19 protein-coding genes and 1 tRNA gene are annotated in these 18537 nt (G+C 65.0%); 9 read left to right on the forward strand and 11 right to left on the reverse strand.

Annotated features, from left to right (window positions below):
• Window positions 1-27: 27 nt before the first annotated feature.
• From purC to E5Z01_RS11430, 10 genes are all read right to left on the reverse strand, one after another.
• Window positions 28-750: a phosphoribosylaminoimidazolesuccinocarboxamide synthase gene (gene purC, locus E5Z01_RS11385; RefSeq protein ID WP_167757883.1), complete on the reverse strand. Its 723-nt coding sequence runs from the start codon at window positions 748-750 to the stop codon at window positions 28-30.
• Window positions 751-1283: 533 nt separating this feature from the next.
• The gene (gene prmC, locus E5Z01_RS11390) at window positions 1284-2114 is read right to left on the reverse strand and encodes a peptide chain release factor N(5)-glutamine methyltransferase (protein ID WP_135229470.1); all 831 of its coding nucleotides are present in this window, start codon (window positions 2112-2114) and stop codon (window positions 1284-1286) included.
• A 48-nt stretch (window positions 2115-2162) separates the two neighbouring features.
• Window positions 2163-2747 (reverse strand): Jag family protein, encoded by a 585-nt coding sequence (locus E5Z01_RS11395; RefSeq protein ID WP_119765047.1) that lies wholly within the window; start codon window positions 2745-2747, stop codon window positions 2163-2165.
• Between the two features lie 110 nt (window positions 2748-2857).
• Entirely contained in the window at window positions 2858-3346 is a 489-nt protein-coding gene (locus E5Z01_RS11400; RefSeq protein ID WP_135229471.1) for a low molecular weight protein-tyrosine-phosphatase, read from the reverse strand.
• Window positions 3347-3424: 78 nt separating this feature from the next.
• Complete coding sequence (locus E5Z01_RS11405) at window positions 3425-3997, reverse strand: peptidylprolyl isomerase (protein ID WP_167757884.1); 573 nt, start codon at window positions 3995-3997, stop codon at window positions 3425-3427.
• 79 nt (window positions 3998-4076) lie between these two features.
• A complete protein-coding gene (locus E5Z01_RS11410; protein WP_135229473.1) occupies window positions 4077-5318 on the reverse strand; it encodes an aminopeptidase in 1242 nt (413 codons plus the stop codon).
• A gap of 71 nt (window positions 5319-5389) precedes the next feature.
• Window positions 5390-5866, reverse strand: a complete 477-nt coding sequence (locus tag E5Z01_RS11415) for a tRNA (cytidine(34)-2'-O)-methyltransferase (RefSeq protein WP_135229474.1) — start codon at window positions 5864-5866, stop codon at window positions 5390-5392.
• On the reverse strand, window positions 5863-6594 hold the full coding sequence (locus E5Z01_RS11420) for a metallophosphoesterase (protein WP_135229475.1): 732 nt from the start codon (window positions 6592-6594) through the stop codon (window positions 5863-5865). Before E5Z01_RS11420 ends, E5Z01_RS11415 begins: the two co-directional genes overlap by 4 nt.
• On the reverse strand, window positions 6594-7082 hold the full coding sequence (gene ispF, locus E5Z01_RS11425; RefSeq protein WP_167757885.1) for a 2-C-methyl-D-erythritol 2,4-cyclodiphosphate synthase: 489 nt from the start codon (window positions 7080-7082) through the stop codon (window positions 6594-6596). Before ispF ends, E5Z01_RS11420 begins: the two co-directional genes overlap by 1 nt.
• Before the next feature lie 222 nt (window positions 7083-7304).
• Window positions 7305-8366: a M20/M25/M40 family metallo-hydrolase gene (locus E5Z01_RS11430; protein ID WP_135229476.1), complete on the reverse strand. Its 1062-nt coding sequence runs from the start codon at window positions 8364-8366 to the stop codon at window positions 7305-7307.
• A 65-nt stretch (window positions 8367-8431) separates the two neighbouring features.
• Here E5Z01_RS11430 and E5Z01_RS11435 point away from each other — a divergent pair, with 65 nt between their 5' ends.
• The 4 genes from E5Z01_RS11435 (at window position 8432) to E5Z01_RS11450 (ending at window position 12665) form a co-directional block, all read left to right on the forward strand.
• A complete protein-coding gene (locus tag E5Z01_RS11435) occupies window positions 8432-9550 on the forward strand; it encodes a serine hydrolase (RefSeq protein ID WP_135229477.1) in 1119 nt (372 codons plus the stop codon).
• Between the two features lie 53 nt (window positions 9551-9603).
• On the forward strand, window positions 9604-10134 hold the full coding sequence (locus E5Z01_RS11440) for an ArsR/SmtB family transcription factor (protein ID WP_135229478.1): 531 nt from the start codon (window positions 9604-9606) through the stop codon (window positions 10132-10134).
• A complete protein-coding gene (gene apaG, locus E5Z01_RS11445) occupies window positions 10131-10505 on the forward strand; it encodes a Co2+/Mg2+ efflux protein ApaG (protein ID WP_276321251.1) in 375 nt (124 codons plus the stop codon). The genes E5Z01_RS11440 and apaG overlap by 4 nt, the downstream gene beginning before the upstream one ends.
• A gap of 99 nt (window positions 10506-10604) precedes the next feature.
• Entirely contained in the window at window positions 10605-12665 is a 2061-nt protein-coding gene (locus E5Z01_RS11450; protein WP_135229479.1) for a S9 family peptidase, read from the forward strand.
• Here E5Z01_RS11450 and E5Z01_RS11455 read toward each other — a convergent pair.
• Window positions 12662-13372, reverse strand: coding sequence for a hypothetical protein (locus E5Z01_RS11455; protein WP_135229480.1), 711 nt, complete (start codon window positions 13370-13372; stop codon window positions 12662-12664). The two genes, E5Z01_RS11450 and E5Z01_RS11455, sit on opposite strands and share 4 nt — an antisense overlap.
• A gap of 220 nt (window positions 13373-13592) precedes the next feature.
• Between E5Z01_RS11455 and E5Z01_RS11460 the strand changes: the two genes are divergently transcribed.
• The 5 genes from E5Z01_RS11460 to speA all read left to right on the forward strand — a co-directional run bounded on the left by E5Z01_RS11460 (window position 13593) and on the right by speA (window position 18490).
• Window positions 13593-13668 (forward strand) — tRNA-Asp (locus tag E5Z01_RS11460).
• A gap of 162 nt (window positions 13669-13830) precedes the next feature.
• Entirely contained in the window at window positions 13831-15516 is a 1686-nt protein-coding gene (hcp, locus tag E5Z01_RS11465; protein WP_205750486.1) for a hydroxylamine reductase, read from the forward strand.
• A 138-nt stretch (window positions 15517-15654) separates the two neighbouring features.
• Window positions 15655-16074: an RrF2 family transcriptional regulator gene (locus E5Z01_RS11470; protein WP_135229481.1), complete on the forward strand. Its 420-nt coding sequence runs from the start codon at window positions 15655-15657 to the stop codon at window positions 16072-16074.
• A 61-nt stretch (window positions 16075-16135) separates the two neighbouring features.
• Window positions 16136-16426, forward strand: coding sequence for a hypothetical protein (locus E5Z01_RS11475; RefSeq protein ID WP_135229482.1), 291 nt, complete (start codon window positions 16136-16138; stop codon window positions 16424-16426).
• 138 nt (window positions 16427-16564) lie between these two features.
• Window positions 16565-18490 (forward strand): biosynthetic arginine decarboxylase, encoded by a 1926-nt coding sequence (speA, locus tag E5Z01_RS11480; RefSeq protein WP_167757886.1) that lies wholly within the window; start codon window positions 16565-16567, stop codon window positions 18488-18490.
• The last annotated feature ends 47 nt before the right edge of the window (window positions 18491-18537 follow it).

Here is an 18537-nt window from a genome sequence, read left to right on the forward strand (position 1 = left end):
GACGGGAAGCGGGATCAGGACTTCTGGTTAGCGGTCGTCGGCAGGTGAGGTGACGCGCCTGAGCATCTCCGCGTAGGCTTCCTCGATGCCGCCCAGGTCACGGCGGAAGCGGTCTTTGTCCATTTTTTCGTTGGTGGCCATATCCCAGAAACGGCAGGTGTCGGGGCTGATCTCGTCGGCCAGGACAATGGTGCCGTCCGCGAGTTTGCCGAACTCCAGTTTGAAGTCGATGAGATTCACGCCGCGTTTCTCGAAGTACGGCACCAGGAAGTCGCGGATGTTCAGGGCGAGTTCCCGGATGCGCGTCAGGTCGGCCTCGGTGGCCCAGCCCAGCGAGATGGCCGTGTCGGTGTTGATCAGCGGGTCGCCCAGCTCGTCGGACTTGTAGCAGTACTCGACGACGGGCCGGGCCAGTTTCGTGCCTTCCTCGACGCCCAGGCGTTTGCTGAACGACCCGGCGGCCGTGTTGCGCACGATGACTTCCACGGGCACGATGGTCACGGCTTTCACGCGCTGCTGGCGGTCATCCAGTTTCTCGATGAAGTGCGTGGGAATCCCGGCCGCTTCCAGCTGAGGATAAAGGTGGGCGCTGATGGCGTTGTTGGTGGCGCCCTTGCCCTGCCAGCTGCCGCGTTTCTGGGCGTTGAAGGCGGTGGCGTCGTCCTTGTACTCCACGATGTATTCGTGGGGGTGCTCGGTGGCGTACACGCGTTTTGCTTTGCCTTCGTACAACATGCTGCCTTTGGTCATGTGGTCTCCCTGAATGTAGGAAAGGCGTCCCCCGAGCCTTGACGGGGCGACGCCTGGACTGTCGCGTTGGTGGACATGTGACCTCCAATGCCGTCTCTCGGACGGGCTTACCGCGCTGTGCCTGGCTGGTGTCGGCGCGGGGCATCTCGCGGGATGCGAATGGAAGAGAGAAAACAGGAATGTCAGCCGGGAAGGGCTGCGCTGTTTACCTTAACATTTCCTGAAGTTCCGGGTTCGCCGCTTGTTCATGAGGGTGGGACAGCCCGGAGCAGGAAGTCCGGGCCGTCGCCACATTGGGCCTTAGTCGGAGAACACCATGTCTTTCCTGAACTCCAACCAGGAGACGCACCGGCCCGCTGACCGTTGTCGGCACAAATGCGTCGCTGGTCTCGTGCACTCCCACACCGAAAGAAACAGGCTGGTGGGTTGGTTTGGAAAGAGAGAAGCCATCTGTTTTCCGAACGGATGATGCGGCAGTGCCCCAGGCTGCGCCCCAGCCCCCGGCGGGCGCGATCTTCCCCGATTGGCTAAGGTCAGCGGCGTGCCCGCAGAAACCGGCGTCTTCCCGTCAGGTCCGGCAGCACCTCGGCGTGCCAGTCCGGCATTTCCCGGGTCAGGATCGTCACGTTGCGCGGGTCGAGTTCCAGCAGCAGTGTTCCGCCGGGAGAGAGAAAAGACGCCGCCTGGCGTACCAGCTGGCGTGGCAGGTCAAGGCCGTCTGGGCCGCTGTACAGCGCCAGCGCCGGGTCGTGCCGTACCTCGGGCTGCGCGCTGAGGCGGTCGCTTTCCGGCAGGTAGGGCGGGTTGCTGACGATCAGATCGAACGGGCCCACCAGCGCATCGAACAGGCTGCCCTGCGCGAAATTCACCGTCAATCCGTTCCATTCCGCGTTCTCGCGCGCCAGCTCCAGCGCCGCTGCGCTGAGGTCGGTCGCCCACACTTCCGCGTCCGGTCGGGCGCGCTTGATCCCTAAAGCGATAGCCCCTGTGCCGGTGCCGATGTCCAACACGCGGGCTGGTGGGCTGTGTGTGGTCGCAAGCTCCGTGAGGGCCAGTTCCAGCAAGACTTCCGTTTCCGGACGCGGCACCAGGGCGCGGGCGTCCGATTTCAGGCGCACGCCGCCCCACTCCACCTCGCCCAGCAGGTGCTGCAGGGGAATGCGCGCGGCCCGACGCTGCACCAGGGCCATGACTTTCGCGGTGTCCGGGGGCGTCATTTCCTCATGCGCGCGCGTCAGCAGGGCGGTGCGTCCCAGCCCCAGGGCAAACAGCACGAGTTCGCGGGCGTCCACCTCCGGCGAGGGAACCTCCGCAGCCTCCAGCACCCGCACCGCTTCCAGCACCAGTTGACGCAAGGTGAGCAAAACCTAGCCCACCTGCTCCAGAAACCTCAAACTATGAGCCACTGGCCCTTACCCGTGGCGGGGTTTGATCACCAGTCGCCGCGCCGCGCCCTCGCCCACCGACTCGCTCATGACATCGGGGTGTTCCTTGAGGGTCATGTGAATGATGCGGCGATCCGCGGCCGGCATGGGTTGCAACTCGTGCGCCTCGCCACTTTTGGTGACCTGCACGGCCAGGCGCTCGGCCAGTTTCGCCAGCGTGTCGGCCTGACGCCGGCGAAAGCCCCCCACGTCCACGCGCACGCGCAGGTCACTGCGGCCCGCCTGTTTGGCCAGCACGGTGTACGCGATAACTTCAATAGCATGCAGGGTGCGCCCGTCGCGCCCGGCAAGCTTCTGGGCAGCCTCCCCGTTGATCTCGGCTTCCAGCGCGTCTTCCGCCTCGTGAATCTCGTAGGTCAGGCTGGGGTCGATACGGGCGGTCAGGCCTTTCAGGAAGCGGTCAAGCACCACGCGTGGTTCCTCGTGCGCGGCCTCCAGGGTGGGCAGGGGCGCGGCCGACATCTCCAGCGTGGGGGGCGGCGGGGCGTTCTCGTCCGCGTCACTGATGCCCAGTCCCGCGAGGTAATCGTCGAGGTTCGTGCGGTTATCCATACCCCGCAGTCTAGCGCCTCGGTCTCACCGTTCGCTCAATAAGCGCGCAGCCCGTTCCAAAGTCAATCCCGCCTGACCCGCATGAAATGAAGCGCGGGTTACTGGCCCACTCAATGGCCGGCCAACTGCCCACCCTGGGCCTGCCGGGCAAATTCCCTGGCGCTGCGCTCCAGCATGGCGTACATATTCTCGAAGCCGTCCGGGCCGCCGTAATAGGGATCCGGGACATCCTCCCCCGGCGCTTCAGGATCATAGTCGCGCATGAGTTGCACTTTCGCCTCGGCGTTCGGGGGAGCCAGGCGCCTGGCCTCTGCCAAATTCTGCGCGTCCATCGCCAGAATCACTTCCTGCTCGTAGAAATCTGCCGCCGAAATTTGCCGCGCCCGGCCCCCCAGCTGCAGGCCGTGCCGCCGCGCCACCTCCCGGCTACGCGAGTCGGCTGGACGCCCCACATGCCAGTCGCCCGTGCCCGCGCTGTCCACCACGGCCCGCACCCCAGCCTTCTGCAATTCCTGCCGGAGCAACTCCTCGGCCACCGGGGAACGGCAGATATTCCCCAGGCACAGGGCCAGCACACGCAGCGGACGATCAGAGGTCATGCAGAAAGTGTAGAGGGCAAAAAGAAAAAGCGAAAAGCGCCGGAGGGGTTTCCCCCGGCGCTTTCTGCCCGTTCGCGCTTACTTCTCGACCAGGTAGGCGCTCTCGATCACGTCGGGGGTGCCGCCCATGCCGGGTTGAATGCGGGTCAGGCGATCGAGCACGTCCAGGCCCTCCACGACCTTGCCGAACACGGTGTGGCGTCCGTCGAGGTGCGGGGTGGGGCCGAAGGTGATGAAGAACTGGGAGCCGTTGGTGGCCGGGCCACGGTTGGCCATGCTCAGCACGCCCTTGCCGCTGTGGCGGTGGGGGTTCCCGGCGAACTCGTCCTCGAAGTCGTAGCCGGGGCCGCCCGCGCCGGTGCCGGTGGGGTCGCCCGTCTGCGCCATGAAGCCGTCGATCACGCGGTGAAACTTGATGCCGTCGTAGTAATGGTGACGCAGCAGGTAAGCGAAGCTGTTCACCGTCATGGGCGCTTCGTCCGGGTACAGCTCGACCACGATGCGGCCCTTGCTGGTTTCCAGCACGGCGCGGTACTGCTTGCCGGGCTCAATAGCCGCGCCCAGTTCCGGGGCGCCGCTGAAGGCCGTCTTGCGCTCGTCACTCAGGAAAGAGGTCTGCTGAAAGCCGTCCGAGGTGTAGAGATCACTCATGAGCTGCATTGTAGGGGTTGAGGTGGGTGGTCGGTGGGAACAACCTGAAGCTTTTCCCACCACCCCTGACGTACGGCCCTCAAATCACCCACTCGCCGCCGCGCATCAGGGCTTCGCGTTCGCCGCTGGCGGTGAGGCCGTCCACGTCGGTCTGCGCGTTGCCGATCATCCAGTCCACGTGAATGAGACTGTCGTTGCCGCCCGCGGCCTTCAGCGCCTCGGGGTTCTCGCCGTGCTGCACGTTGGTGGGGTAGCAGCGCCCGAAGGCGATGTGCGAGGCGGCGTTCTCGTCGAAGAGGGTGTTGTAGAACAGCGTGCCGGTCTGCGCGACGGGCGCACTGGCTTTCACCAGGGCCACCTCACCGAGGTGCGCGGCGCCTTCATCAGTCTCAATGAGTTTCTGAAGCACGTCCTGCCCCTTCTCGGCGTGGATTTCCACAGCCCGGCCGTTCTCGAAGCGCACGCGAATGCCTTCGATGAGTTGCCCGCGCACGCTCAGGGGTTTGCTGGCCACCGCCCAGCCGTCTACCCGCTCGCGGTGCGGCATGGTGAACACCTCGTCGGTGGGCAGGTTGGGCACGCCCCGGATGCCGTTCCTGGCAGTTTCTGCGCCGCCCTGCCAGATGTGGCCGTCCGCGAGACCCACGGTCAGGTCGGTGCCCAGGTCGGATTTCAGGTGCAGGCTGGCGTACTGCTTGTCGGTGAGCAGTCCGGTCAGGCGTTCCAGTTCGTCGGTGTGGGCCTTCCATGCACTCACCGGGTCGGGCTGGTCGGCCCGCGTGACCGTGAAGATGTCCTCCCAGAGCTTCGCCACGGCTTCCGCCTCGGGCAGATCGGGGTAGACGGCCCTGGCCCAGGCGGGCGTGCTCATGGCCGCCACGCACCAGTTCACCTGAAAGCCCCCGATGGCCTCCGACACGGCCTTGCCGGCCTGCGCCTGCAACTTGCTGCGCTGGGCCACGCGTTCCGGGTTCACGTTCGCCAGCAGTTTCGGGTCAGTCCCGGCGATGTTCAGGAAAGCGTATCCCTTCTCCACCAGGCGCTGATCCTCTGCGGCGGCCCACTCGGGAATGTACGCCACCGCCTCGTCACTGCCGTCCTCGTACAGCGCCAGCGCCTGCTGCGGGTCGACAATGCGCACGTTGACGTGCAGCGCGCCGGCCCGGTACGCCGCCCGCGCGATCTCGCGCAGCAGCGGCGCGGCGTCCAGCGGGCCGCCCACCTGCAACTTCCCGCCCGCCGGGAGGTTCACGCCCGTTTTCACCAGGAGTTCCGCGTAGTTCGCCAGTTTCGACTGAAAATCCGTAGTTGTCTGAGTCACGCCTCTTACTGTACGAGTTCGGCCTGCCTGCGGGTGCCCAGGGAGGCTGGGTGTGCTCTCCCGGCGGCGCGTCACCAGCCTTCGATCTGCCGCCCGGCCTCGAAGGCCGCGACGCCCGCGGCCACGGCCAGATTCAGGCTGCGGCCCCCACCCGGCTGAGGCAACTTCAGTTTCGGCAGGGCGTCCCGCAGCCACACCGGCAGGCCGCGCGATTCCGGGCCGAACAGCAGGTAGTCGCCGCGCTGAAACCCGGCCCGCGTGTGCAACTCGCTGGCGTGCGTCGAGAACGCAAACACCCGCGCCGGGGCAGGCAGGCTGTCCTGAAAAGACGTCCAGTTCGCGTACTCGTGAAGTTGCACGCCCTGCAGGTAATCCATGACCGCCCGCCGGAACTCGCGGTCCTGCAGGTGAAACCCGAACGGGCGAATCAGGTGCAGTTCCGCGCCCAGCACCGCGCATGTCCGCGCCACGTTTCCCACGTTCCCGGCTTTCTCCGGCTCGAACAGCACGACGTGTAGCAAAGGGGAAGCCGGCAGGGAAGAGGTCACGAGCGCACCGCCTGCAGGGCCACCCAGCGTTTCGCCGTGGCGTAGGGGGCGTGCGCAGCCACGCTCACGACCTGCATTTCCGGAAAGCGCAGGGCCGTCAGCCGCCCGCCGTACACGCAGCCGGTGTCCAGGTTCAGCGTGCGGGCGCGGTGCAGCGGCTCCAGCACCGTCTCGTGACCGTAGACCACGAAGTGCTCCCCGGCGTACTCCGACACCCAGTCCACCAGCTCCTTCACACCGAACTCATCCACCACCCCGGTGCGGGCGCTGTTCACGTTGAATTCCGCCCGCGCCGCCTCGTCGTCCGTGAGGATGTCCCCCGCGTGCGTGACCAGCAGTTCCCCGTCTGCCAGCAGCAGGCGCGGCGGCAGCGACCCCAGGAAGTCCATCACCTGCTGCTGAAACTCCACCGAGCGGTGCGCCAGTTGCCGCAGGGACGAATCGATAGACCCGGCCGAACGAATCGGCCAGCCGCGCAGGTAAAGCGCCAGGCGGTCGTCGTGGTTCCCACGCACCACCAGCGCCGCCCCGCGCCCGGCGGCGTCCATCACCAGTTCCAGCACCTCCGCGACCTTCGGCCCCCGGTCGACCAGGTCGCCCACGAATACCACCTGCCGACCCGGCCGCACCTCCAGTCGCTTGCCGTCCACGCGGTGCCCCAGGCGGCGCAGCAACTCCACCAGTTCGTCGAAACACCCGTGAACATCCCCGATGATGTCGTACCGCATCACTCCTCGGTTCGGCCCAGCAGCACCGTCACGCGCGTCTGAACGTGCCTGGGGGCCAGCCCCTCGGACGTTTTGAAGCTGAGGCCCACCTCCGACGGGGGCAGGTTCAGCAGCCGCGCCACCGAAGCGGCGATCTCGGCCCGCAGCGGCCCCAGTTTCGGTCTGTCCAGCGTGACCACCACCGCCACGTTCACGGGCGCGTACCCCCGCCCGCGCACCAGCTCCAGCGCCTTCGCCAGGATCACCCTGGAATCCATATCCTTCCACTCGGCCGCCGTGTCCGGGAAGTACTGCCCGATATCCCCCAGCGCCAGCCCCGACAGCAGGGCGTCCGCCACCGCATGCAGCACGGCGTCTCCATCACTGTGGGCCACGGCCCCCAGCTCTGCATCCGGCACCGGCACGCCCCCCAGCACCAGCGGCAAGCCCGCCTCCAAACGGTGAGCATCCTCACCAAACCCAACCCGAAACGGCACGGCAGCCAACATGGACTCAGTGTAAAAGGAGCGGAATCACAAATGTGTAACTGCTTACTGACAACAGGCTGCTGTCCAGAACCTGTCGGCTGTTCCCGAGCGTCCATGTGTTCCAGAAGCCTCTGCTCCCCCCGGTACTCGAAGGCAGAAGCATTCTTTTGAGGGCCACAGGACTCCCCAACGGAAAGACGCCCCTTTCCCAGCTCCAGGAAAGAAGGCGTCTTCTTGAGTTGTTCAGCGTTTGAACTCCGGGGTTTCTTCGAGGTCTTTGATCCACGCGGCGATAATGTCGATGCACGCTTTGGCGTCGCGCTCGTCGATCATTTCGCTGGGGCTGTGCATGTAGCGGTTGGGAATGCTGACCACCGCGGTGGGCACGCCGCCCCGCACCAGGGTCAGGGCGTCGCTGTCGGTGCCGGTGTAGCGTCCACTGGCGGAAAGCGTGTAGGGGATGTCGTTTTTCCGGGCGGCTTCGGTGAGCTGGCGCAGCAGCGTGGGGTTGTTCATGGGGCCGACCGAGAGGTTCGCGCCGCTGCCGAAGGGAGCCACGCCGTACTTTTCCTTCTTCACGCCGGGTTGTCCCGTTTCGTGCGTGACATCCACGGCAATGCCCGCAACCGGGTCGAGGGCGTACCCGCTGGTGTGCGCCCCGAACACGCCGATTTCTTCCTGGGCAGTGCCGACGGCCACGATGCGGTGCTTGAGCGGCAGGTCTTTAATGGCGCGCAGGGCTTCCAGCACGATAAAAGCGCCCACGCGGTTGTCCAGGGCGCGGCTCACGACCTTCGTGCCGATCATCAGCGGGCCCTGTTCAATCACGCCGTAAGTTCCGACCGGAATCTGGTCTTTCACCTCGCCTGCTTCCAGACCCACGTCGATCCACAGTTCCTCCAGTTTGCTGGCCTTGCTGCGCTCTTCCTGCTCCATGACGTGAATGGCTTTTTTGCCGATAACGCCCAGCATGTCCCCGCCGGGCGCGAGCAGGCGAATGCGCTGGCCCACCAGCACCTGCGGATCCCAGCCGCCGACCCCCAGCACGCTGATGTGGCCGTCGTCGTTGACGTGTGACACGATGAGCCCGATCTCGTCGAGGTGACCCATCAGGGCAATGACGGGGGCATTCTCCGGGCCGACCTCGGCGTAGGCGTTGCCGTAGTGGTCTTCGTGGGTGCGGGCGAAAGTGGCGGCTTCTTTTAGCCACACGTCGGCGGCGCGGCGCTCGGCCCCGCTGGGGGCAGCCACGGACAGAAGATCGAACAGAAAGGGGCGATTGATGGGGCCAGCTGGGGTGGTCATGGCCTCAGTCTAGGGCTTACTCACACTCGCTTGATTTTTACAAAAAAACGAAATACTGTAAATTCATGAAACGTCTGCTGACCTTCCTGCTGAGCCTGACCCCGCTGCTGACGGTCGGCACGCTGGCCCAGTCCCCCGACCCGCTGGAGCCGATCCTGACGTTTGCCCGCACCCAGCCTGGTGACCTGGCCATCTCGGTGGCCACGGTCTTGCCGGACGGCACGCTGAAACCCGCTCTGCGCTGGAACGACACCCAGGCCATGCCGCTGGCCAGTTCCATGAAGGTGGTGGTGCTGGCCGCCTACGCCCGCGCGGTGAGCGCCGGGAAACTGAACCCCGACACACCCGTGAAAGTGGCTGACTGGGAAGCGTATTACCTGCCCGGCACGGACGGCGGCGCCCACGCCGAATCCCTGAAAACCCTGGGGATCGGGACGGATCAACAGGGCCGCGCCACCACGCCGGAGAAAACCGTGCCGCTCGACACGCTGGCGCGCTTCATGATCGAGACCAGCGACAACGCCGCCACCGACCTGATCCTGAGCAGACTGGGGAAGGAGGCCGTTCCCGCCACCATCCGGGCCCTCGGGTTGAAGCAGCAGGAGGACATCGGCCCGGTGTCCGGCCTGTTCGGCAACTGGGACAAGGCCGGCGCAGCGTACCTGAAAGCCGCGCCTGCCCAGCGCCGCGCCCTGGACTGGCAACGCGGCGAGGCCGTGCGCCGTGACCCGGCCCTGCGTCAGCCGCCGGCCACGGAGGCGCCCGCCAGTGACGCCGCCATCGCCCTGGCCGTGCAGTTGCAAAACCAGACGCCCCCCCGGGGCAGCACGGCCGATTACGCCGCGCTGATGGGCCGTGTCCTGAGCGGCGAGGGCTTTCATGCTGCGGAACTGGCCCTCATGCGCCGTCATCTGGGCTGGCCCATGCGCGTGAATCTGGCAAACGCGCAGGTGTACAACGCCCTGTATGCCAAGGGCGGCAGCCTGGGGGCGGGCGTCCTGACCAACAACCTCGCCCTGGACATCAAAGGTGGCCCCAGGGTGGTGTACAGCATCTTTTTACGGAATATCCCCGAAAACAGCTCTGCGGCCATTACGCAGTCCCTGGAGGGCTTCATGCTGGATACGCTGTTTCAGTCCGCCGCCCAGCAGCGTCTCTTGCAGGCCCTGGGTGTCGGACGCTAGGCCGCCTTGCCGGAAGGCGCGGGCCAGGGCGGTGCCCGCTATAAACTGAACAGATGCCCGAAGTGCCTGACCTCGCTGCCCGTGTCACCGCGCTGGAGGCCCGTCTGGCCGCGCTGGAAGAGCGCTGTGCCCCGGGCCCGGCGCGCGCCCCGGACAGCCGCTGGGAAGAGCCGTTCTGGGCGCTCAGCCGCCTGGAAGACGAGTCGCCGCAGGGCGCCCTGCTGTATGCCGGACACGTTCACCTCCCCACCGGGGAACACTGGGGCTGGAAAGAGAGGCAGGGCGGCCCCGAAATGCTGGCCGCCAGCTGGGACGAAGCCGCGCCGGTTCTGGCCGCGCTGGGCCACCCGCTGCGGCTGGCGATCCTGCGCGCGGTGCTGCACGGGCAGCGCACCACCACCCAGCTTCAGGCCGCACCTGAACTTGCCACCGGCGGCAAACTGTACCATCACCTGCGCGAGTTGCAGGCCGCCGGCTGGCTGCTGATGCAGGGACGCGGGGAATACACCGTGCCGGCCGAGCGCGTCATTCCGCTTTTGATCGCGGTGCGGGCCACCGGGCGCGTCACGGGAACCGAATCGTGAAGGTTCTCACGGACATTCACGTCGGCGTCACGGTCGGTTTCATGCCCGAACACAGCCGCGCCGGCCAACAGGTCTTTCAGTACCAGATCACCATCGAAAACCGCAGCGGCGACACCTGGCAACTGCTGGCACGGCACTGGGATATTCAGGACGGCAACGGCCGGCTGTTCAGCGTGGACGGCGAGGGGGTCATCGGTGAGCAGCCCCTGCTGCGTCCCGGCGCGAAGTACACCTACGATTCCTTCGTGACCATCGAGATCCAGCCCGGCCACATGCGCGGGTACTACGTCATGCAGGACGCCTGGGGCGAGCGGGCGCAGGTGCCCATTCCGCCCTTTCACCTGAGTCTGGGCGAACGGGTACTGAATTAGGCGTGTGTGGTTGCCGGGACGGATGTTCTGCGCTTTAAGCTTTCTGGCCTAGTCGGTTGTGTGGGCGCCGGGCACCAGCCGAGACGCTAGCCTGTCTCCATGACTGAAATTCCTTCTGCGGCCCGCCGGGGCATCACGCACTCCATTCATGGGCATGACCGCGCCGACGACTACCACTGGCTCAAGACGCAGGGCAAGCAGGACGCCGAGGTGCTGGGCTACCTCACGGCCGAGAACGCGCACCTGGCGGCAGTCATGGAGCCGCACCGGGCTTTGCAGGAGGAGATTTACCGGGAACTGCTCTCACACGTGCAGGAGCAGGACGACCAGCCGCCCGTGCCGCAGGGCGAGTGGGCCTACTTCATGCGCACCGAGGAGGGGCAGGCGCACGCCATCTACCTGCGCCGCCAGCGCGAAACGGGGCAGGAAGAGGTGCTGCTCGACCTGAACACACTGAAGGTGGACGAGGGGCTGGACAACGTGTGGGTCTACGCCACCAGTGCCAGCCCGGACGGACGTTACTGGGCCTACCTGCTGGACACCACCGGGCAGGAAATCATGGAGCTGCGCGTGCTGGATACCCAGACCGGGAAGCTGGCTGAAACGCCCCTGAAGGAAACCGGGGCCTGGACGCTGTTGTGGAATGCCACTGGAACGCAACTCTTCTACTCCACCGACGACGCCACACAGCGCACGAACCGCCTCTGGCGCCACACCCTGGGCCAGCCGCAGGACAAAGACGAGTTGCTGTACCAGGAGGACGACGCCACCTTCCAGGCGGTCGCCTTTCTGGCCGAGAACGGGGAAACCGTACTGCTGGGCAGCCTCGCCAACATGGCGCAGGAGTGGCACGCGCTCGACGCCCGCGACGGGCATTCCACACCGCAACTGATCGTGCCCCGGCAACGCGGCACCGAAGTGTCCCGCCTGACCGATGGGGGAGACCACTGGCTGCTGCTGACCAACGCGGGCGGGGCCAGCGAATTCAAACTGATGCGCCTGCCCAAACGCGCCGGGGCGACCCTGGCGGACGCTGTGGAGGTGCTGCCTTACGACGAAAACCGCCACCTCACCGGTTTTCATCTGTTTAAAAACCACCTGCTGCTGTCCGGCCGCGAGGGCGGGTTCACGCGCCTGTGGGTGCTGCCGCGCACGGCGGAGGGCTACGGCGCAGCGCAGCGCGTGGAGTTCCCCGAAGCCAGTTACACCGTCCGGATTGGCGCGAACCGCGAGTACGACGTGAGCACCGCCCGCATCCTGTACACCAGTTTGACGCAGCCCATGCAGCACCTCGACCTTGACCTGAACACGCTGCACACCACGCTAGTCAAGGACACGCCCGTCCCCAATTACGACGCCGCGAAGTACGTGGCCGAGCAGGTATGGGCCACCGCGGAAGACGGTGAGAAAATCCCGGTCAGTCTGGTGCGCCGCCAGGATACGCTGCTGCCCGCCCCCACGCTGCTGTACGGGTACGGCAGTTACGGTGCCAGCATGGAACCCGCCTTCGCCATGAGCCGCCTGCCGCTGCTCGACCGGGGCTGGGTGTGGGCCATCGCGCACATCCGGGGCGGCAGCGAACTGGGCCGCCGCTGGTACGACGCTGGCCGCCTGAAGCATAAGATGAACACCTTCACCGACTTCATTGCTGCCGGGGAGCACCTGAAAGCCGCCGGCATCTCCACCGAACTGGTGGCGATGGGCCGCAGCGCCGGGGGCCTGCTGATGGGCGGCGTGGTCAACCTGCGCCCGAACCTGTGGAAAGCGGCGTTCGTGGGCGTGCCGTTCGTGGACGTGCTTTCGACCATGCTGGACGACAGCATTCCCCTGACCACCGGCGAGTACGACGAGTGGGGCAACCCCAACGAGCTGGAAGCCTACGCCACCATGCGCGAGTACAGCCCTTACGACAACCTGCAGGAGGCGAAATATCCGCATCTGTTCGTGTCCACCGGCCTGAACGACCCCCGTGTGGCGTACTGGGAACCCGCCAAGTACGTGGCAAGGCTCCGCACCTTGCAGCAGCCGGGCAGCGGCACCCTGACCCTGAAAACCAACATGGGCGCCGGTCACTTTGCCAGCAGTGGCCGTTACGACGCCCTCAACGAAACCGCCGAGGAGTACGCCTTCGCTCTGGCGGCCTTGCAGGACAAGTTTTAAGGCACCGGAGCGCTGAGGGAAACGCCGTTGTCCTTCCAGGGCGGCGGCGTTTTTGTTCCGCTCACCGACAGGGTGGTGCGGTACTCGGTCTTGGTCAACCCGCTGACGACCACCTGCTCCTGACGGAAAGTCGTCACGAATTGCACGTCATTCCACCCCTGCCGCAACTGCACGTCAATGGCGGCCGCCTGCTGGTCAGGTGGGCCGTATGATTCCCAGGGCCACAGGGTTCCGCGGCAGGTGCGCTGTTCCCTGACCAGCACGTCCCGGTCAGCGTAAATGAGGGCAGTCACCGTCTCAGTTTGGCTATTCTGACCGTCATTGACCCGCTCTACAGCAGGCACCGGGAGCGGCGGCCAAAGCAGAGGCTGAAGCTGCCCGCCGATCTTTTCTTCCCGCAGCAGGCGCTGATCCACCCGGCCCACCTGCGCTTGCGGGTCAGATACGGTCACCTGATCCAGCGAGCACTTCGGAGCCTGATCCGCGGTGGGGGGTAAGGGCAGAAGGGCTGTCTGAGCGCCGTACAGATAACGGGGCACTGAGTCGGTGGAGACGGAGAGTTTCCCGCTGGCGTCCAGCGTACCGATGCGTTTTTCATCCAGCCTGGCTTCCGCCGTTTTGCCCGACCAGTTGTCCACCTGCGCCGTGAAGGACAGGGTTTGGCCCAGCGGACTTTCTACCAGGGCAGGGATAGGCGTGGGCGTCATCACCGTCTCATCCGTCCGGGTGTCTCCGTTTTTACCTGGTCAACCGGGACAGCCTGGCAACTGACGAGCAGGATCGCCCCCAGAACCAGCCGGGACAGTTACTTCATGATCCCAAGATGCTTCCGGAGGCGGTACTGGCAAAGCAGATCTGGGCAGAGCTGCAGGAGTACATGAAGATGTCTTGACTTCCTTGCCCCTGGCCTTTACTCTTTTGTCCGCTGGTCCGGTAGTGTAGCGGTTAGCATATCTGCCTGTCACGCAGAAGGTCGCGGGTTCAAATCCCGTCCGGACCGCCAGAAAAAGAAGGAAGCACCCCAAGCGGGTGCTTTTTCTTTTGCTCTCTGGGCAGGGGGCTGGTATCGCAGGCAGCCGGTGTTGCAGGTGTCTGCTGTCACTGGCCGGGTAGGGACAGTTTGCCCTGCGGAATTAAACCGGACTAAACTATCTTTTTATCTGTAATGACCAGCCTGACTCTTCCTGCCTCCCTCAAAACCATTCCAGCGCAGCCCCAGGGCATGTATTGCAACCAGTGTCAGGAAGCCTCGAAGGGGTACGCCTGCACGGTGGTGGGTGTGTGCGGCAAACCCGAAGAGCTCTCCAACGAAATGGACGTGCTGCTGCACGCGCTTAAGGGCGTGTCGCTGTACGCCCAGGCCCTGCGCGCCGAAGGGCAAACTGTGGCCCGGAGCGTCACCATGCAGGTCGTGATGGGGCTGTTCGCCACCATTACCAATGCCAACTGGGACGAGGCGGTGATCATCCGGCAGATCACGCAGGCCCTGAAAACCCGCGACGCGCTGCAAAACCAACTGGGCCGCACGCTGAACCACCACAGCGCCACCTTCCAGGTGGGCAGCCGCGCCGAAGTGCTGGAACTTGCGCCGCAGGTCGGTTTTCTGGCCACCGAAAACGAGGACATCCGCTCGCTGCACTCCCTGATTCTTTTCGGCGTCAAGGGCCTCGCGGCTTACTATGAGCACGCCCATAACCTCGGCTTCCATGACGAAACCATCGAAGCGTTCATGGAAGAAGCCCTGGCCGTGACCACCCAGGAGCGCAGCGTCACGGAACTGGTGACCTTTACCCTGAAAACCGGGGAGTACGGCGTAAAAGTCATGGCCCTGCTCGATCAGGCGAACACCAGCACCTACGGCAAACCCGAGATCACCAGCGTCAGCATCGGCACGCGCGGCAACCCCGGCATCCTGGTGTCCGGCCACGACCTGAAAGACCTGGAAGACCTGCTGCGCCAGACCGAGGGCACCGGCGTGGACGTGTACACCCACGGCGAAATGCTGCCCGCCCACTACTACCCTGCTTTCAAGAAATACGCCCACTTCGCCGGCAACTACGGCGGCGCGTGGTGGGAACAGAACCCGCAACTCGAAGCGTTTAACGGCCCCATCCTGTTCACCACCAACTGCATCGTGCCGCTGAAAGCCGGTAACACCTACCTGAACCGCATGTACACCACCGGCGCCAGCGGGTATCCCGGCGCGGCCCACATCCCGGATCGCCCAGAAGGGGGCCAGAAGGACTTCAGCGCCCTCATCGAACAGGCCAGGGGCTGCCCCGCCCCCACGCAGCTGGAAGAAGGCCACATCGTCGGCGGGTTCGCGCACGACCAGGTGATGGCGCTGGCTGACCAGGTGGTGGACGCCGTGAAGACCGGAGCCATCAAAAAATTCTTCGTGATGGCCGGCTGCGACGGGCGGTTCAAGACCCGCAGCTACTACACCGACTTCGCCGAGAGCCTGCCCGACGACACCGTGATCCTGACCGCCGGGTGCGCCAAGTACCGCTACAACAAACTCGACCTGGGCGACATCGGCGGCATTCCCCGCGTGCTGGACGCCGGACAGTGCAACGACTCTTACTCGCTGGCGGTCATTGCCCTGAAACTCAAGGAGGTCTTCGGCCTGGACGACGTGAACGACCTGCCCATCGCTTACAACATCGCGTGGTACGAGCAGAAGGCCGTGATCGTCCTGCTGGCGCTGCTGTCGCTGGGTGTGAAGAACATTCACCTGGGGCCGACCCTGCCCGCCTTCCTGTCGCCCAATGTCGCCCGAGTTCTCGTGGAGAACTTCGGCATCGCCGGCATGGGAACTGTCGAGGACGACCTGCACACCTTCCTGGCCTGACCGGCAGTGAGCGGTGGGCCGTGGGCGCTGGGGACTATCCTCATGGCCCACGGCCCACCGCTTATGGCCCATCACTCATGCCCGCTGTCTTGCCGCATACTGGCAGACAGCACTTTTTGACCGGGGAGGAGAGGGAAGATGTTCTCACAAACAGCCGAGTACGCCCTGCGGGCCGCCGCAAAACTCGCCGCGAACGCGGGTCGTTCCCTCACCAGCGCCGAAATAGCCAGCGAAATGCAGGTGCCCGCCGGGTACATGGCCAAAGTTCTGCAAACCCTCGCCAGGAACGGCATCGTGAAATCGGTGCGCGGCATCGGGGGCGGGTTCAGCCTCGCGCAGGCGCCCGAGACGCTGACCATCCTCGACGTGATCAACGCTGTCGATCCCCTCAAGCGCATCGAACGCTGCCCGCTGGGTCTCCCCGAGCACCAGCAGCTCTGTCCCCTGCACCGCGAACTGGACGCCGCGGTGTGCCACATCGAGCAACAACTGCGCGGCAAGACCCTCGCGGACGTGGTGGATAGCCGCCAGCCCAATGCCTTCCCAGCCGCCGAATAACTTCAGTTCAGAACTGTTTCCCCGGTACGATTTGCTGCGTCCGGGGGTGCTAGTGGGGTTCGTGGTGTTGCTTCTGGTTTATCTGAATTTGCCCGACGGCATTACCCCAGAGTCTTTCAAACGCGACTGCACGGCCGCTGTCGCGCGGAAACTGAAGGACGTTGCGCCTGACCAGTACAGCATTGAAGGCCAGCCCAGCAAACAGTTCCTGATCCGCAACTACACCATGAATTTCCGGGTGCTGAGTGTAGCCACCGGCGTGGAAATGGCCAGAGGCAGCTGCGTCGTGGCGAAAGACAGCCGTGCAGGAGACCGGACGGTTCTCTACCGTTACGTCCCCCAGTCTCCCTGAACTCCCGGTGACACTCTTGCCCCCGGTCTTGCCGTATTATTTGGCCCGGTTTCGCACGGCGTCCGCAGAGGCAAGTTGTCTGCCCTCCGTACCCCGCGCACGGCGAGCCTTACCCCAACTGGAGGAGGACGCCCTCTCATGACTGTCAACCCTGCCCTGAACGGGTCTTTTACCACTGCCGACGCCGCCGAACTGTACCAGGTACCCAACTGGTCCGGCGGGTGGTTCCGCGTGTCCGAGAAGGGCCGCATGGAAGTCACGCCCAGCCCCGGTCTGCACGCGCCGCTGCGCGCAATCGTGGACGAGATCGTGGAGCGCGGCGAGAGCCTGCCCGTCATTTTGCGTTTCCCGCAGGTCATCGCCGGTCGCGTGAAGCAACTGAACGAGGCCTTCCAGTCCGCCATTACCGAGTACAACTACAGCGGCCATTACCAGGGCGTATTCCCGATCAAGGTGAACCAGCGCCGCGTGGTGGTCGAGAGTGTGGCGGCCGCCGGGTACGATTACGCGCACGGGCTGGAGGCCGGCAGCAAGGCCGAACTGGCGCTGTGCCTGGCGCAGAAGATGCACCCGGACGCGCTGCTGTGCTGCAACGGCTTCAAGGACGACGGCTTCATCAAGCTGGCGCTGTGGGGCCGCACGCTCGGCAAGAACGTCGTCATCACCATCGAGAAGTACACGGAACTCGACCGCATTCTCAAACAGGCCAAGGCCCTGGGCGTCAGGCCAGCCGTGGGGGTGCGCTTCAAGTTGCACGCCCGCGGCAGCGGCCAGTGGGAAGAATCTGGCGGGGATCAGGCCAAGTTCGGCCTCAACGCCTACGAACTGCTGCGCGTCGTGGAGCGGCTGAAGGAAGAGGGCATGATCGACAGCCTGGTGATGCTGCATACCCATATCGGCAGTCAGATCACCGACATCCGCCGCGTGAAAGTGGCCGTGCGCGAAGCGGCGCAGACCTACGCGGGCCTGATTGCCGCCGGGGCGGACATGAAGTACCTGAACGTGGGCGGGGGCCTGGGCGTCGACTACGACGGCAGCAAGACCACCTTCTACGCCAGCATGAACTACACCGTCAAGGAGTACGCCGCCGACATCGTGTACACCGTGCAGGAAGTCTGCAAGGCGCGCGAAGTCCCCGAGCCCATCCTGGTCAGCGAGTCGGGCCGCGCGCTGACTGCTCACCACGCCGTCCTGATCATGCCGGTGGTGGACGTGACCGGGCCGACCCGCGACCTCGAGGCTCAGGACTTGATCGTTCCCGACGAGGACAGCCACCAGATCGTGAAGGACATGTACGACATCATGGAAAACATCACCATGCGCAATTACCGCGAATCGTACAACGACGCCGTGGGCGACAAACAGACCCTGCACAACCTGTTCGACCTCGGGTATGTCCACCTGGCAGACCGCGCCAAGGGCGAGGCCCTGTTCAACGCCATCCTGCGCAAGATCGCCAAGCTTATCCAGAGCGAAAAATACGTTCCCGACGAACTGGAAGACCTGCCGAAAGTGCTGGCCGACAAGTACATCTGCAACTTTTCACTGTTCCAGAGCCTGCCGGACAACTGGGCCATTCAGGCGCTGTTTCCCATCGTTCCCCTCGACCGCCTGAGCGAGAAACCCACCCGCCAGGCCACCCTGGTGGACATCACCTGCGACAGCGACGGCAAGATAGAGAAATTCATCGACCTGCGCGACGTGAAAAGCACCCTGACGCTGCACGAACCCGGCGAGAAGCCCTACTACCTCGGCGCGTTCCTGATGGGCGCCTACCAGGACGTGCTGGGCAGCGCCCACAACCTCTTCGGCAAGGTCAGCGAAGCCCACGTGACCGTGCGGCCCGGTGGGAAATTCAACATCGACCTCTTCGTGCGCGGCCAGAAGGCCCGCCGCATGATCGAATCGATGGGCTACGAGGAACCCATGCTGCGCGACGCCATCGAAGACCAGGCCGACGCCGCCATCAAGGTGGGCACCCTGACCGACGATCAGGAACACGAACTGCTCGAAGACTACGGCGAGGAACTCCTGGGCTACACCTACCTGGAATACGAGAACTGAGCAACAGGAAGTTGGGGGCGGTTCCGGTGGGGCCGCTCCTGCCTTTT

The organism is Deinococcus fonticola (genome assembly GCF_004634215.1).
Lineage (GTDB): Bacteria > Deinococcota > Deinococci > Deinococcales > Deinococcaceae > Deinococcus > Deinococcus fonticola.